The 15,601-nt window shown below is 47.0% G+C and carries 12 protein-coding genes and 1 CRISPR repeat array (1 of these 13 cut by a window edge); of the genes, 9 read left to right on the top strand and 3 right to left on the bottom strand.

All coding sequences use genetic code 11. The features are described 5' to 3' along the window. Positions 1 to 154 precede the first annotated feature (154 nt). The 3 genes from QZW47_RS06780 (at position 155) to QZW47_RS06770 (ending at position 4,357) form a co-directional block, all read left to right on the top strand. The gene (locus QZW47_RS06780) at positions 155 to 1,840 is read left to right on the top strand and encodes a TrkA family potassium uptake protein (RefSeq protein WP_293125380.1); all 1,686 of its coding nucleotides are present in this window, start codon (positions 155 to 157) and stop codon (positions 1,838 to 1,840) included. Between the two features lie 220 nt (positions 1,841 to 2,060). Then, positions 2,061 to 3,875, top strand: coding sequence for an N-acetylmuramoyl-L-alanine amidase (locus QZW47_RS06775; RefSeq protein ID WP_293125378.1), 1,815 nt, complete (start codon positions 2,061 to 2,063; stop codon positions 3,873 to 3,875). A gap of 86 nt (positions 3,876 to 3,961) precedes the next feature. Then, entirely contained in the window at positions 3,962 to 4,357 is a 396-nt protein-coding gene (locus tag QZW47_RS06770; RefSeq protein ID WP_293125376.1) for an SH3 domain-containing protein, read from the top strand. A 76-nt stretch (positions 4,358 to 4,433) separates the two neighbouring features. Here QZW47_RS06770 and QZW47_RS06765 read toward each other — a convergent pair whose 3' ends face one another. Then, positions 4,434 to 4,994 carry a Uma2 family endonuclease gene (locus tag QZW47_RS06765; RefSeq protein ID WP_293125374.1) on the bottom strand — a complete coding sequence of 187 codons (561 nt, stop codon included), beginning with the start codon at positions 4,992 to 4,994 and terminating at the stop codon, positions 4,434 to 4,436. Positions 4,995 to 5,134: 140 nt separating this feature from the next. On the opposite strand from QZW47_RS06765, the gene QZW47_RS06760 reads away from it, so the two are divergent. Beyond that, positions 5,135 to 6,349 carry a CapA family protein gene (locus QZW47_RS06760; RefSeq protein WP_293125372.1) on the top strand — a complete coding sequence of 405 codons (1,215 nt, stop codon included), beginning with the start codon at positions 5,135 to 5,137 and terminating at the stop codon, positions 6,347 to 6,349. Positions 6,350 to 6,912: 563 nt separating this feature from the next. Here the strand turns inward: QZW47_RS06760 and QZW47_RS06755 are convergent. Beyond that, positions 6,913 to 7,662 (bottom strand): cobalt-precorrin-6A reductase, encoded by a 750-nt coding sequence (locus QZW47_RS06755; protein WP_293125371.1) that lies wholly within the window; start codon positions 7,660 to 7,662, stop codon positions 6,913 to 6,915. A gap of 86 nt (positions 7,663 to 7,748) precedes the next feature. On the opposite strand from QZW47_RS06755, the gene QZW47_RS06750 reads away from it, so the two are divergent. Next, entirely contained in the window at positions 7,749 to 8,567 is an 819-nt protein-coding gene (locus QZW47_RS06750) for a tetratricopeptide repeat protein (RefSeq protein ID WP_293125369.1), read from the top strand. A gap of 327 nt (positions 8,568 to 8,894) precedes the next feature. On the opposite strand, the gene QZW47_RS06745 is transcribed toward QZW47_RS06750, so the two are convergent. Further along, positions 8,895 to 9,683 (bottom strand): TIGR01548 family HAD-type hydrolase, encoded by a 789-nt coding sequence (locus QZW47_RS06745; RefSeq protein ID WP_293125367.1) that lies wholly within the window; start codon positions 9,681 to 9,683, stop codon positions 8,895 to 8,897. A 172-nt stretch (positions 9,684 to 9,855) separates the two neighbouring features. Between QZW47_RS06745 and QZW47_RS06740 the strand changes: the two genes are divergently transcribed. The 4 genes from QZW47_RS06740 (at position 9,856) to obgE (ending at position 15,068) form a co-directional block, all read left to right on the top strand. Next, positions 9,856 to 10,167: a 30S ribosomal protein PSRP-3 gene (locus QZW47_RS06740; RefSeq protein ID WP_293125626.1), complete on the top strand. Its 312-nt coding sequence runs from the start codon at positions 9,856 to 9,858 to the stop codon at positions 10,165 to 10,167. A gap of 363 nt (positions 10,168 to 10,530) precedes the next feature. Continuing rightward, the gene (locus QZW47_RS06735) at positions 10,531 to 11,604 is read left to right on the top strand and encodes a bifunctional 2-polyprenyl-6-hydroxyphenol methylase/3-demethylubiquinol 3-O-methyltransferase UbiG (protein ID WP_293125365.1); all 1,074 of its coding nucleotides are present in this window, start codon (positions 10,531 to 10,533) and stop codon (positions 11,602 to 11,604) included. 719 nt (positions 11,605 to 12,323) lie between these two features. Further along, complete coding sequence (locus tag QZW47_RS06730; RefSeq protein ID WP_293125363.1) at positions 12,324 to 13,202, top strand: Mo-dependent nitrogenase C-terminal domain-containing protein; 879 nt, start codon at positions 12,324 to 12,326, stop codon at positions 13,200 to 13,202. Positions 13,203 to 14,027: 825 nt separating this feature from the next. Beyond that, positions 14,028 to 15,068, top strand: a complete 1,041-nt coding sequence (gene obgE / locus QZW47_RS06725; protein ID WP_293125361.1) for a GTPase ObgE — start codon at positions 14,028 to 14,030, stop codon at positions 15,066 to 15,068. Between the two features lie 274 nt (positions 15,069 to 15,342). Then, positions 15,343 to 15,601: a CRISPR direct-repeat array (repeat unit 37 nt; unit sequence GCCGCAAACAACCTAAACCCCTATCAGGGATTGAAAC) (it continues 1,366 nt past the right edge of the window).

The raw sequence follows: 15,601 nt of genomic DNA, 5'->3' as shown, positions 1-15,601 counted from the left end.
CTGTCAGCGCCGCCCTCTTGTTTCAAAACTTCGAGACTGCATCACAAACATCCTAGATAGTGTTTTTCGCTACATTTTGCAAAGCCGCCGCAGTCAACAATGGTAGGTAAAACTACAAAGAACAGCTTTGAAATCGGCTGGGAAATAACTTTTTATGAAACCTCGAATCATTGTTTGCGGGTTGGGCCACACGGGACACAAGATTTTTTGTTTGTTGAGACAGCAAGGAGCGATTGTGGTTGGTATTAGCGATCGCCCAATTCGCAGCGAAACTTCTGATGTGGTTGTCGGTAATTTGCAAGCAGCTTCTACTTTGTTGGCGGCGGGCATTCAAAAAGCCCACACTTTAGTCATTGCAGGTAATGATGATGCTGTGAATTTGGCAGTTTTGATGCAGGCGAGGATTCTCAATCCTCAAATTCGGATCATTAACCGATTGTTCAATACTAGCTTGGGCGACAGAATTGACCACACTTTGCCCGAACACGCTTCCATGAGCGTTTCGGCTTTGGCTGCTCCGGTTTTTACTTTTGCTGCTCTCGGAAATCGGGCGATCGGACAGTTGCGTTTGTTCGATCGCACTTGGCCTATTCACGAAGAGTATATCGATGCCGATCATCCTTGGCTCGATCGACAACTCAGCGATTTGTGGAACGATCGATCGCGAATGTTGATTTATTACCTCCCGGCTGTTAACAAAACTGATTTAGTATCGGCGGTGCTGGCGGGGCGGCAGTGTGAAAAGGGCGATCGGCTAATTGTAGCCACTCAGCCGACTATCCGCAGCCCCGAAAAAACTTTAATTCAAAAATTCCTTAAAATCTTAACTAACCTGCGCCGATTTCAACAGCACAGCCAAGCAGCCGTCATTGTTGTACTCACGCTGCTAGCAATGATTGCAGTTGCTACTGTCACCTATATTTGTGTTGACGATAATATCTCAGTTATCGATTCTCTCTATTTTTCAGTCGGGATGATTACCGGAGCCGGAGGCTATGAAAAAGTTGCCGAACAAGCTCCCGACAGCATTAAACTATTTACAGTTGTGATGATGTTAGTTGGAGCGGGAATCATCGGCATCTGCTACGCGCTGCTCAACGACTATGTATTGGGAACTCGCTTTACCGAATATTGGGATGTGGCGCGAGTTCCGCAGCGCCATCATTACATTATTTGCGGGCTCGGAGGCATGGGAATACAAATTGCTAAAGAACTGCACAATAATGGTTACGATATTGTGGTAATCGAGCAAGATCCGAACAGCCGCTTTCTGAACACGGCTCGCTCAATGCAAATTCCGGTAATTAAGGGAAGTGCCAGTTTGCCCGCCTCTCTGGAAGCTGCTAATGTTAAGCAAGCTGCTGCACTTTTGGCGGTAACAAGCAGCGATATGTCCAATCTGGAAATTGCCTTGACTGCTAAAGGATTGGCACCAAAACTGTCGGTGATTGTCCGCAATCAAGACTCGCATTTTGCTTTGATGGTGCAGCAAGTTTTTGACTTTGAAGGAGTTTTGAACCCGACGGAATTAGCGGCTCCTGCTTTTGCGGCGGCGGCGATTGGAGGCAGAATTTTGGGTAACGGAATGACTGCTGACAGTTTGTGGGTTTCCTTGGCAACTTTGATTACACCAAAACATCCTTTCTGCGGCCACCGCATTCAAGATGCTGCTAAGTCTGCTGATTTTGTACCTCTTTATGTGGAAACTAATTGTCAAACTATTCACGGTTGGGATTTGCTCAATTGTTGTTTGAGTGCGGGGGATGTTTTGTATTTGACTATGCCGGCGAATCGGTTAGATCAATTGTGGAGAACGACTTCGGAATTAATTAAAAGTTAATCGTTTGATGCGGAAAATTATGTCGCCGATCGCCCAATTGCACCTACAAACCTGATCAACTGGGGTTTGTATAGTAAATAGCACTTACGCCTAATCCTCAGAAACCCGGTTTCTTCCCATATTTCTCGTTACCCAACCCAATATTTTCGCAGAAACCGGGTTTCTTAGCGTAAGTTCGAGTATAAATAACCAACAGACTCTCAATTAGTTGCGATTGATAATGAGAAAATTTCTAGGATTAGTTGTGTTTGGGATGATAATGGCGATCGCCTCTGTAGCTGTGGCCGCTCAACCTTTGTTTGTCGCTTATCCCCCCGCCAACCACAAAACAATCGCCGATCGCATTTTTCTCATCGGTACAGCCCCACCCACCGGACAAGTATCGGTAAATGGCCAGCAAATTTCCCGCACCGCCGCCGGCCATTTCGCCCCGACTTTTCCCCTACAAATCGGCGAAAATGTGTTTAGCTTGCGTTACGAAAATCAGCAAGTTCAAATTAAGGTAACGCGCGAGTCGAATCAGCCGGAAGTCTCCGCAGGCTTGGCTTTTGCTAAAGATTCCCTGACTCCGAAAGTCGATGTCGCCAGTTTACCCGGGGAATATATCTGCTTTGGGGCGATCGCCCCGGCGAATGCTCGAGTCGCGGTAAAATTGGCCGGGGTGGATATTCCTCTAAAAGCGCGATCGCAAGTCGAACTCCCCGACAACAAATCTGTCTTGTTAGGTGAAAACTCCCCGATCGCCAAAAGTAGCATGGAACAATATCAAGGCTGCGCTAAAACCCCCCCTAACCCGGGGGGGAATGAGACGGAATCAGACTCATTGTCGGGGAAAAAAGTTGATTTAGGCGTGCCATTGTTTGAGCTGACAATGAACGATCAAACTATCAGCCAGCCTGGTACTGGCAAAATTTCTATCCTCTCTCCAGCCGAGTTAGAAGTAGCAGAAGTCACCGCAGATCCGGGTGTTGCTAGAACCGGGGCGAGCACGGATTTCTCTCGGATGACGCCGCTACCGAAGGGAACGCGCGCCACAGTTATCGGGCGCGAGGGAGAATGGATTCGGCTCGATTACGGCGCTTGGATTAAAGCATCGGAAGTGCGAATTGTCAAGGATGCAGTGCCTGCGCGATCGATTATTCGCAGCGCCAGATCCCGTCAAGTTTCCGGCTGGACAGAAATCTTATTTCCCTTAGAAATACCAGTCCCAGTCACCGTACAAGAAGGTGAACGCACATTCACTTTAACGCTGTACAATACCACCGCTCAAACTGACATTATTCGCCTCGATGATGATCCGGTAATTTCGCGTTTGGCGTGGCAACAAATATCGCCGCTGCAAGTACAATACACTTTCAATCTCAAATCTGCCCAGCAGTGGGGATATAAATTGAGATACGATGGCACAACTTTAGTGCTGTCTTTAAAACATCCGCCGACAAATACCAGCGCGGTGCCGATTTCTGAGGAAAAACCGCTGTCAGGAATTAAAATACTTTTAGATCCCGGACACGGCGGGCCGCAGGATTCGGGTGGTGTGGGCCCCACAGGCTACCGCGAGAAAACAGTAGCTTTAATAGTGTCGAAATTGGTGCGAGAAGAATTGGTCAATCGGGGCGCAAATGTGGTAATGACGCGGGTGGAAGATGTCGATTTGGATTTGCCGCCGAGGGTGGAAATGATTCAAAAAGAGGAACCTGCGATCGCAATTGCAATTCACTACAATGCTTTGCCCGATAACGGCGACGCGATTAATACTAAAGGTGTCGGCGCTTTCTGGTTTCGCCCGCAAGCGCACAGTTTGGCAATGTTTTTGCACAATTACTTAGTTGCCAAGTTGAACCGTCCGAGCTATGGTGTATTCTGGAACAACCTAGCTATGACTCGTCCTGCCGTTACTCCATCTGTTTTAATGGAATTGGGATTTATGATCAATCCCGAAGAGTTTGAATGGATTGTGAATCCGACAGAACAGCAGAAGTTAGCTTCTGCCATTGCCCAAGGCATTACCGAATGGTTTGCCTCCGTCAAATAACAGTTCGTAGTAAGGACTTCAGTCCTTCCCAAAAAGTTAGTTCGCAATCAGGACTTCAGTCCTTCCAACCCCAGGAGATTAAATTAATGTTGAGTTTTAGTCAATCAAAAGCCTTTTTTATTGCAGCGGCCTTTGCAAGTTTGAGTTTTTCACTTTACAGCTTTCCAGTTTTTGGTAAAGAGCAAAGTCTTTCACCCGAAAAAGTAGAAGCTTTAAAAAAGCAAACTCAATGCTCGTTTATCACAGGTAAAGGCGGCGAGGTTAACATTCGCAAAGGCCCCGGCAATAACTACCCGGTTGTAGCTAAACTCAAAAGAGGAGACGGAGTTCGGGCTGTCAGCAGACAAGGTAATTGGGTAAAAATTGCGGCTAGAACTTCTGGGAATGCTCCTAATGAAACTTTTACCATCCTTGACGGTTGGGTGAACAATCAATTTATTAATGGCTGTTCGGAAGACCAATTTGACAGGTGGCGGAAATAGGAAAATTGGTTTGATCGTTCGGACTTCAGTCCTCGGTTTTGATGAGGACTAAAGTCCTCACTACGAACCTTCTGATTCAGCATTGCATTCTCAACCAGCTAAACACCTGTTCGGCGGTGATATTTAGGGGAATCATTTCGGGTACCCGCACGACATCGCTACCTTCGCAGAATTGCGGTTGTTGGTTGGGCAAAAATGCTAAAATCGATCGATCTTCTGGATCGACTAGCCACCCCAACTGACAATTATGTTGCAGACAGTGAATAATTTTTCTAGTGACGCGATTTGAGCTTTGTTGTGGCGACAGGATTTCGATCGCCCAATTGGGTGCAATTAGCACATCATCTAACGGTTCACCGCTCTCATCAAATTGAATTTGTTCCCACAATAGTACCGCAATATCGGGAACAATCGATCGCCCGCCAAATGTACACCGCAACTCGGGAAAAGCGTAAGCTATCTTGGGATTTTCGCTCACACGATTAATTTCGTTGCAGCCTCTTAATTGCAATAGGCTGTGCTTGGTTTTTGGCATAGGTTTTTGGATAATTTCGCCCTCAATGTATTCGCTGGCTGGTTTGGTTTCGGGCAATTTCAGAAATTCTTCAAGGGTGATGCGTTCAGTTGCGATCGTCATACAATAAATTCCTCAATTCAAAGACAGATAAACGCAGATAATCTCAATATATTTTGCTAATTTGGCAACAATTCTATTTATTTAGATGTAACTAATCTACTTATGATACTATAGAAGCCCAAAAATCACTCTCATAAATCATGAATGTTCGTCGGTGGCTCTCGGTAATTGTCCTGCTGGCGATCGCAAGCTGCGACATCCAAAGCCCAAAAACCAGCCCAAAGCTTGCAGAAAGCCCTAGCTTGCGGGGCGGGACGCCATCGCCAATTGCAACATCTGTACCCGCCAAACCCAAGTCTGAGATTAAAGAAGCACAACTAATTGCTGTCGGCGACATCATGATGCACAGTACCCAAACAATCTCGGGCTACGACGCAAAAAAGCAAACATACAATTTTGACAGTTTCTTCGCACCAGTCAAAAGTATCCTGTCAAAAGGCGATTGGGTAACCGGAAATCTGGAAACACCTTTAGCAGGGGAAGATGCGGGCGGATATACGGGATATCCGCTATTTAACGCACCGGCTCAATTACTGGATGCTGCGAAAAAAGCTGGATTTAATATCTTGACAACTGCCAACAATCATGCTTTAGATCGGGGAGAAATAGGGGTAATCAGGACGATCGCGAATTTGGGCGATCGGCAAATTGCGTCAACAGGGACAGCAAAATCGAAAGCTACGGGCGATCGAACTTTAATCAGCACCAAAAACAACATATCACTAGCCATGCTAGCCTACAGCTACGGCACCAACGGCATCCCCATACCCAAAGGCAAAGATTATTTAGTGGCGCTAATTGACGAAAATAAAATAGTCAAAGACATCGCCCAAGCCCGAAAAAAAGGAGCAGACATTATCGCAATTTCCCTGCATTTTGGCGAAGAATATCAGCGACAGCCGAACACCCAACAAAAACAATTAGTTGAAAACCTCCTGAAAGCCGGTGCAGACATCATTCTCGGCAGCCATCCCCACGTCGTCCAACCCTACAAAATATTTAAAATTAAAGGAAAGAATGGCAAAATAAGAAAAGCTCTAGCAATTTATTCCATGGGAAACTTCATCTCCGGTCAGACCAAAGAGTATACAGACTTAGGCGTAATTTTGCAAGTAAATATCCGCAAAAACTTCCCCGAAAAAACCACAGAAATTAGCAGCATCAAAACAATTCCGACTTGGGTACACCGCTATACTCTGAATAATAAAACTAATTATCGCGTTTTGCCGTTAGAAACAACTGTCAGCCAGAAAAAAGATCCGCTGCTAACAACTTCGCAGTATCCTGTTTTAAAGGCATATTTACAAGAAATGAACAATCATCTTAACTCCTTAAATAGCAAAACTAATAACTAAAAGAGGTTCGTAGTGAGGACTTTAGTCCGCATTCAAGAAGGACTAAAGTCCTCACTACAAACCTAAAATTATGTTCGTAGTGAGGACTTTAGTCCGCAAAAAAGAAGGACTAAAGTCCTCACTACAAACCTAAAAATCCGTTCGTAGTGAGGACTTTAGTCCGCATTCAAGAAGGACTAAAGTCCTCACTACAAACCTAAAATTATGTTCGTAGTGAGGACTTTAGTCCGCAAAAAAGAAGGACTAAAGTCCTCACTACAAACCTAAAAATCCGTTCGTAGTGAGGACTTTAGTCCGCAAAAAAGAAGGACTAAAGTCCTCACTACAAACCTAAAAATCCGTTCGTAGTGAGGACTTTAGTCCGCAAAAAAGAAGGACTAAAGTCCTCACTACAAACCTAAAAATCCGTTCGTAGTGAGGACTTTAGTCCGCAAAAAAGAAGGACTAAAGTCCTCACTACAAACCTAAAAATCCGTTCGTAGTGAGGACTTTAGTCCGCAAAAAAGAAGGACTAAAGTCCTCACTACAAACCTTTTGTTATAAAATCATATTCGCGGCTGGTTTCACTTAAAATGCTGAATCAGCCAATAAATCGCCCCGGCTACATCAGCAACCCGCTCAACATTCGGAATAGGCTGCCGCTGCACCATCACCACCGGAATACCCAGTTCCCTAGCCGCGATAATTTTAGCATAGGTAGCGGCGCCACCACTATTTTTACTAACAATTGTATCAATCTGATATTCTAACAACAATTGCCGCTCGCTTTCCAATGAAAAAGGCCCCCTAGCTAATAACAATTTACCCTGAGGAATCGGAGTATTTGGTGCTGGAGGATCGATCGCCCGCATCAAAAACCAAATAGCATCCAAACCAGCAAAAGCAGCCAATTCCTGCCTCCCAATCGTCAGAAACACCCGCCCAGACTGCCCCGATAGAGCCTTTGCAGCCTCCGAGTGGGCCGCGACTTCAATCCAGCGATCGCCCTCCACGGCCTCCCAAGGTGGGCGCACCAGCATCAAATGAGGCACATTGCACTCAGCCGCAGCCACCGCAGCATTGGCTGAAATCTGCGCCGCAAACGGATGAGTCGCATCAATTAAAAAGTCGATCGGGCTGCGACGCAAAAACTCCGCCAGCCCAGCCGCCCCACCAAACCCCCCAACCCGCACCGTACCCGTTTTTGGGGTCAAAGGCTGTTGAGTGCGCCCTGCTAGCGAAGATATCACCTCCACATCAGCAAGTTGAGAAGCTCGGGCTGCCAGTTCAACAGCATCCCCCGTTCCGCCCAAAATTAATAAACGTTTTTTCATAAAATTACTTTTAACTTATCAGATCCAACCAACGCCCGCAATTTCGGTTAATAATGTCCTTAGTAAAGTTTTAACTGCCAACAAAAATGAGCCGCTCACTTTTCACGTTTTTTACAATATTAATCGTAACCGGGTTAGTTTGGTTGGGAAATATCGCGCCAGCCTCCGCACAAGCACAACCAACAGATATCACCGCTCCGCAGCAAGAATTAGGAGAACTCGTTCAAAAAGCTTTTGAAGCTACAAACGAAGGCAAATTTCCCGCCGCCGAAACTTTCTGGACAGAAATTATTGACAAATTTCCTTTACAAGCCGCCGCTTGGAGCAACCGAGGCAATTCGAGAGTCAGCCAAAACAAGCTACAACCAGCGATTGCTGACTACGAAAAGGCGATCGAACTAGCTCCCAACGCCCCCGATCCCTACCTCAACCGTGGCACCGCCCTAGAAGGTTTAGGACGCTGGGAAGATGCGATCGCCGACTACAACCACGTGCTAGAATTAGACCCCAAAGATCCAGCCGCTTACAACAACCGAGGTAACGCCGAAGCAGGTTTAGGACAATGGAAAACAGCAATTGCCGACTACAGCAAAGCCTTTGAAATAGCCCCCGAATATGCCTTTGCGCGCGCCAACCACGCCCTCGCACTTTATCAAAACGGGCAAACCAAAGAAGCAATTCGCAACATGAAAAACATTGTCCGCAGATACCCTCAATTTGCCGACATGAGAGCCGCCCTCAGCGCCTGTCTTTGGGAAGCCGGACAGCGCGGCGAAGCCGAGAGCAATTGGGTAGCTGCGATCGGTCTCGATTCCCGCTACAAAGACCTCGACTGGGTGGCAAAAACCCGTCGCTGGCCGCCAGTTGTAGTTGGGGCTTTAGATAAATTCTTGAGCTTGAAATAATCGCAAAAGGTAAAGTTCCAGAATCCCGATGATTGTACGGCATTTTGCAATCAGGAATTCTCCCCAAAAATGCCAATATCATCCGAAGAAGACGGCGGTTGAAACCGCGTCTACAAAAACAAAACCTGCCTCCGCAGGTTGAAGATCGGACGGTTTAAATTATGTTATTTTATTGAGTCTGCGGAGGCAGACATCGTTTGTGTAGACGCGGTTTCAACCGCCGTATTTCTTGAGTCTGCGGAGGCAGACATCGTTTGTGTAGACGTGGTTTCAACCGCCGTATTTCTTGAGTCTGCGGAGGCAGACATCGTTTGTGTAGACGCGGTTTCAACCGCCGTCTAACTCTCCAATTCGTGCAGCAGTCAACTCCTCAACATTCCTGAAAACCTCTGCTGCACCTGCTTTATTCAGCGCCGCAGCATAAGCCTCGCAGCGAGCAGAATCATCCAAAACGTGAGGCGGCAAAATTCCCACCCCCAGCCAAACCCGATTTGGTTGAACTTCCCGCGCCTTCACCGCCGTGTAAATATCCGCCACAGTATCTCCCGCATAAATCACAGGCAAATTCTTGGGTAAACCGTGCAACTTTTCCAACTGTTCAATTGTGGCAAAAAGTCCCGTCGGATCGGGCTTTCCCGGTGCATCTTCCATCGCGACTAATACCGGGGAATTTAAGCCGAGTTTCCCTTCCAAAACATAGGCGGCTTCATCCCGCATCGCGCCACTAAAAAATCCCCAAGCAACGCCACCAATTGTTAAATTTTCTAGGTAAGCTGGATTTAACAATAACGGTTCGTCACAAATGTAACCAGTCCAATTTTGCTCGTTATCCCCGCGATAGCGACTTTGGAAAAAAGCGACTAATTCGTCATAGTTGAAAGCGAGTTGATTTCTCGATCGCCCAATCCCCTCAAAATAACGGCAAACCAACTCTAAAGACGCTTCCCAGTCATTATTCCACACACCCTCAGACTTCAGAGAGTCGATATCCGCAGAATTCGGGCGAAAAGCACCAGCCGTGAAATGTTCCACCGCATCCGCCAGCGCCCGCCTGTAGGAACCGGACACATCCCGCACCACACCGTCAATGTCAAAAACTAAAATAACTCTGTTCACAACTTAACTATCCTTGTACCGGGACGATCGAGCAAATTTTATCGGTTTCGAGCTTCTGCGAGGCGCCAAACCCAGCCGCGCGACAAAACTTTTAATCGACGATCACTCATTATTGAACAGAATGTGCTACGCTTAGCGATTGTAGAAATTTTTAATAAGTTCGATCGGAACCCTGGAGGTTTGCTTGTCCAAGTTCATCTTAAAAGTTCTCTGGCTAGAAGAGAATGTTGCCCTCGCCGTTGACCAAGTTGTCGGTAAAGGAACTAGCCCGCTGACATCTTACTTTTTCTGGCCGCGCAAGGATGCGTGGGAAGAACTCAAAAACGAACTCGAAGCCAAACACTGGATTGCTGACAACGATCGCGTCGAAATCCTCAACCAAGCTACAGAAGTTATCAACTACTGGCAAGAAGAAGGCAGACGGCGCCCGATGACTGAAGCTCAGTCAAAGTTTCCCGAAGTTACTTTTACCGGCAGCAACTAAGCCCTGCTTTAAGTTGCTCCCAGATAAATCTCCTGCGATCGCTAACAGGAAAACGAGAGAGGGGGAGAAGGCGAGAGGATTTGCTTTTTCCACCTCGCCTTGAAAAACACAATTTAAATGCGCTACAGCCACTCGATAGCTTAAATATCATGTCCCAAAAACAGGTTTGATCGTTCGGACTTTAGTCCGCATCAATTTCTGCGGACTAAAGTCCGAACGATCAAACCACATTTATTCATGGTAATCGGGTGCTTTACAATCGGAAATTGTACAGTCAGCTATCATACAGATTTCCCTCAATTCTCAATATTCATCCATTAAATCCCGTACATTGGCAGTTGCCGAACCTTCTTCCCGGAATCTATGGGCGCCGAAAGCACGATCGACAAAACCGAATACCTACCGCTGGTAGTAAATCCCGACATTCTCCAGCAAGCCATCCTCTACAAAGTTAATACCCGCGTCACCGCACGCGGAGAATTAATTTTCCCCTGCGTACCGGGAATGGTCAGCCATTATATCAAAGCAATCGAAAAACTATTTCTCACCCTCGACAGACCCCTCCCAGAAGAACGCAGAGACGAACTCACCAAGCTGTTAGCCACCAAATTAGAACAAGGCTACCACGCCTCAACAGCATCGATTTTGATCCTGCAATACGAATCAGTGCAGCCGCCACAAACCGGTTTAGCCTGCAAAGTGCTTGTCAGCACATCAACAATTGGAGAACAGTACAAAAGCTGGGTAGACACTAGAGAACCTCCGCTGTTCGGCCCCCATCCCGATGCAAAAGTGATGGCAACGGCTGCTAAATTGGGAAATCCCGATCGAGTGCGGATATTGGACGTAGGAGCCGGTACCGGGCGCAACACCTTACCGCTGGCGAGATCGGGCTATTCTGTAGATGCGATCGAACTCACCCCAGCTTTTGCCGAACAATTAAAAACAGCAGTCACCGCCGAAAACCTTCCCGTAACAGTCACAGAAGGCGACGTACTCGACCCCTTAATGCGGATGAAACCCGCCCGCTACCAGCTTGCAATTGCAGCCGAAGTCATCTCGCATTTTCGAGACAGCGACCAAGTACGGCTGTTCCTCGCCAAAATGTGCGATTTCCTCTGTCCCGGGGGCATCTTGTTGTTCAGCACATTTTTAACGATCGGCGACTACCAGCCTGATGCCCTGGTGCGACAAGTCGCACAACTTTCCTGGTCTACCTTATTTACACCCCAAGAGCTCGCCGCTGCCATGGAAGGCTTACCCTTAGTCCAAATATCCGACGAATTGGTGTGGGAGTACGAACGCCATCACTTGCCAGAAGGAGCCTGGCCGCCGACGCCCTGGTTTCCCAGTTGGGCCACCGGTCGAGATGTCTTCCCCATGTCAAACGGACGCCCGCCCATGGAACTGCGCTGGATTTTGTGCCGCCGAAGCTAAGTGGGCAGTGGGCAGTTGGCAGTTGGTAGGGGCGGTGCCCCCGTGCCCGCCCTCAGTTGGTAGGGGCGGTGCCCCCGTGCCCGCCCTCAGTTGGTAGGGGCGGTGCAACGCCGTGCCCGCCCTCAGTTGACAGGAAAGCAGTTGTCAGTTAACACAAGGAAGAAGGGAATCATAGACCTACGGCCGTGGGTGCGCCGCTGTTGAGGAACTCTCAATTCGAGACATCGGCTCACAGTCACGCACCTGACAACATAATTCAAACAATAAACCGAACACTTCTTTTTAAGTAATTTATTTTATAAATAATCTCATTTTCAGACGAGCCCAGCAATCGGAACCTTTTACAAAAGCTAATAGTTGCATCAAGTCTTTTTATCTCAAAACCATAAAGCCGCCTCTGGGTCAAATGTTACGCCGCCGTAACACAAAAATTTACAAAAATATATATTAAAATGTAAACATAACAAAGTTCGATCGCCCCGCAGTGAGAAACCCAGTTGCTGATTAGATCCTACGTTGGCAAACCTGTGATTTCTAGCAAAAAAATCGGGTCGATATGAGCTGGCGTCTCTGTTAAATTCGATCGCCATCTTGAATCTGTGCAACTATACTTATTAATCAATCAAGCGAACCTATTCCTCCAGATAGACGCCATTTGAGAGGGAGAGGATTAAACCATAGATTAGCTCGCTAATTGGCGAAGCTCCTGAGAAAAAAATATGCTTTTAACACGTCCACTACAAGCGTTTCGAGCAATCTTCAGGCACAAACCTTCCACAAACAGATCGATCGACCAAAAAAGTAGTAAAAATTATTTAGAGGGGAATATTTATCCCGCTCCCAATCTAGAACTTGACTGGTATATCCAACTGGAAATGCTGATGAGTAACGCGAAATCGAACTGTACCAATGAAGAAATTACCGCTTGGCTGCGCGGATTGCTGACAATTGCTTGGGCAGACGGCAACTTCGACGAAAACGAGCAAAAAATGATTGCGAACCTAACTCAGGATGAGCTACATCCAGTATCTCTGGAGGCGGGTTTTGAACCAATTGCCGCCGAGGAACTAGCTGCTGTGTTAGGAAAAGGCACCGCCAACGGCGAGAATTTTTTGAGAACCGCAGTCATGGTAGCCTTAGCAGACGGTACGTACTCGCTGAGCGAAGACGAGGTACTTTACAAGTTTTGCACGGCTTTGGGTCATAAAGTCGAGGCGATCGAATCTCTGCGACACACCATCGAAGACAGCAGGTACGAGCCCCAAGGCCCCAGCACCGAAACAGCCGTAAGCTTGAATGCCGCATCACCCCTGATATCTGGGCGACCTCAACCTCACCAGAAAAACGTCCTGCAACCTGTCAAAGACTGGCTCGACGCGTGGGAAGTTCACGATCCGAGAGTTGCACGTTTTGTCTGTAAAATGATTCCGCCCCAGTGTCCGTTTGAGCGAGATGTCGTGTTATTCGGCCGCAAAATCGTCCACATTCCCCCGATGTGCAAGCTTAATCCGCTGTACGAACAATTGGTGGGGATGCGCTTTCGCGCTCTGTGCTATTTAGCAGATGATTGCCACGAAGATGTATCGTCATATTGTTAGTGGTCATTAGTCATTGGTCATTGGTCATTGGTCATTTGTCATTTGTCATTAGTCATTGGTTATGAGTCCTTGGTCATTGGTCATTTGTCATTGGTTATGAGTCCTTGGTCATTTTAGCCTCCGAGCGACTTGCCCGCCCGCTCTCCCCGAGGGAGCCGAAGGATGGTGATTGGTCATTATTGTCAAATCTTCGATTAATGATTGTCAGCTATTAACCAATGACTGCTAATTAGTCAAAGACGCAAAAAGTAGAAAAGTTCAGTTTGTTCGGGTGCATCTCTTTTTTACATTTGTAGTGCTGTGGCGAGTTCACTACAGCTCGCACTCTCAAAAAATGTCAAAAAAACTGCTTTTAGAAAAAATGAGAGATTCCCGTTTATTCAGTTTTTCTGCGGAAGTCCTGCTAATAGCAAACTTGCTGCGATAAATATATTTTTTTAGCGATTGTAACTCACGATTAAAGTTGCCTTTAGCCCGCTTCAGCATTCTATAGCAGTGGACAGTGGACAGCTTGCGCTGAGCGAAGTCGAAGAGTGGACAGTGGACAGTTGCAGACTAAGGAAATCAAACCGTTTCTGCTACAGGCTCTAGGCTCTATTCATGAGGTTATTTATGTCCTCACTGCTGTGGCGATTGTTATAAAAGAAAAGAGCAATATTTTACTTGGATCTGGTATCATAACTAAGGACTGTTGACTGTTGACTAATGACCAATGACAACTCATTGGCTCTGGTATCATAACTAACGACTGTTGACTAATGACCAATGACAAGTGACTAATGACAACTGACTATTGACAACTGACTATTGACTATTGACTAAATTATGCAATTTATCGATCGAGCGGATGTTCAAGTCGCAGCCGGCAAAGGTGGCGACGGGATGGTAGCTTTTCGCAGAGAAAAGTATATACCGGCGGGCGGGCCAAGCGGTGGCACCGGCGGGCGGGGCGGTTCTGTGTTTATGGTGGCGGTGGAAAGCCTACAAACGCTGCTAGATTTTCAGTACAACCGGATTTTTAAAGGTCAAGACGGGAAGAAGGGCGCGCCAAAAAATATGACTGGGGCTTCTGGGGACGATCGCACGATCGAAGTTCCCTGCGGTACAGTAGTTTACGATGCAGAAACTCAGGCAATCTTAGCAGATTTAGTCACGCCCGGACAGACTTTTTGTGTTGCTAAAGGTGGCAAAGGTGGTTTAGGAAATAAGTGTTTTTTGACTAACTCTAACCGCGCGCCCGATTATGCGCTGCCGGGAAAAGAAGGAGAACATAAGTTTTTGCGTTTGGAATTGAAGCTGTTAGCTGAAGTGGGAATTATTGGTTTACCTAATGCTGGGAAATCAACTTTAATTTCGGCTTTGTCAGCGGCTCGCCCCAAAATAGCAGATTATCCGTTTACAACTTTAATTCCGAATTTGGGCGTAGTCAAAAAACCGACCGGCGACGGTACTGTTTTTGCTGATATTCCGGGCTTAATTGCCGGGGCTCACGAAGGTGCGGGTTTGGGTTACGAGTTTTTGCGGCACATCGAACGAACTCGGTTGTTGCTGCATTTAGTCGATATTACTGATGAAGACCCGATCGCAGATTACATCACAATTCAGGAAGAATTGAAAGCTTACGGGCGAGGTTTGGCGGAGCGGCCGCAGATTTTGGCTTTTAATAAGGTAGATGCGATCGATCGAGAAGATGAAGAAATTGGAAATGCGATCGCCCGATTGAAAGAAATCAGCGGTGCTCACGTGTTGATGATTTCGGCGGTGAGTCGAGTTGGGTTGGATGAGTTGATGCAGCAAGTTTGGCTGAAACTCGATGAGATGAACGAGGTTGAAGCGGAGGCGCTCTCAGCAGTCGGAGTCTTGTAGCCCGGTTCTGATTTATGAGATTTTGCGGGAACCGGTAGGTGTTTTTTTTTGAGGGGTCAAGTTTTTCGGCTGTATTGGTTGCACGGCATGGGTTTGAGGTACTCAGCCGAAAAAAACGATTCCCCCAAACGCTGTAAGGCTTCCTGTCAAGGGTTTTGAGGGCTGTTTATTTTTTTGCCTCTTGACAAGCCGGTGGCTGAAATAATAGATTTGCGATCGATTCCCGTAACTGCACCTTGAAAACTAAATACCGTCAGCCTTTCAAACACAGGCGGCCGCAAACAACCTAAACCCCTATCAGGGATTGAAACCGGGCAAACAGCATAAAAGGGACGTACTAGATGCGCCGCAAACAACCTAAACCCCTATCAGGGATTGAAACCCTCAAACTATTAATTTGTGCCACTACTTCAATAGCCGCAAACAACCTAAACCCCTATCAGGGATTGAAACAAGAGAATAGCGCAACTCCTGCTCACCAAGGAAGCCGCAAACAACCTAAACCCCTATCAGGGATTGAAACGAAACCCGTG

The sequence above is a fragment of the Microcoleus sp. bin38.metabat.b11b12b14.051 genome (assembly GCF_013299165.1).
In the GTDB taxonomy this organism is placed as follows: Bacteria; Cyanobacteriota; Cyanobacteriia; order Cyanobacteriales; family Microcoleaceae; genus Microcoleus.
This window is presented reverse-complemented; position numbering and strand designations above follow the sequence as displayed.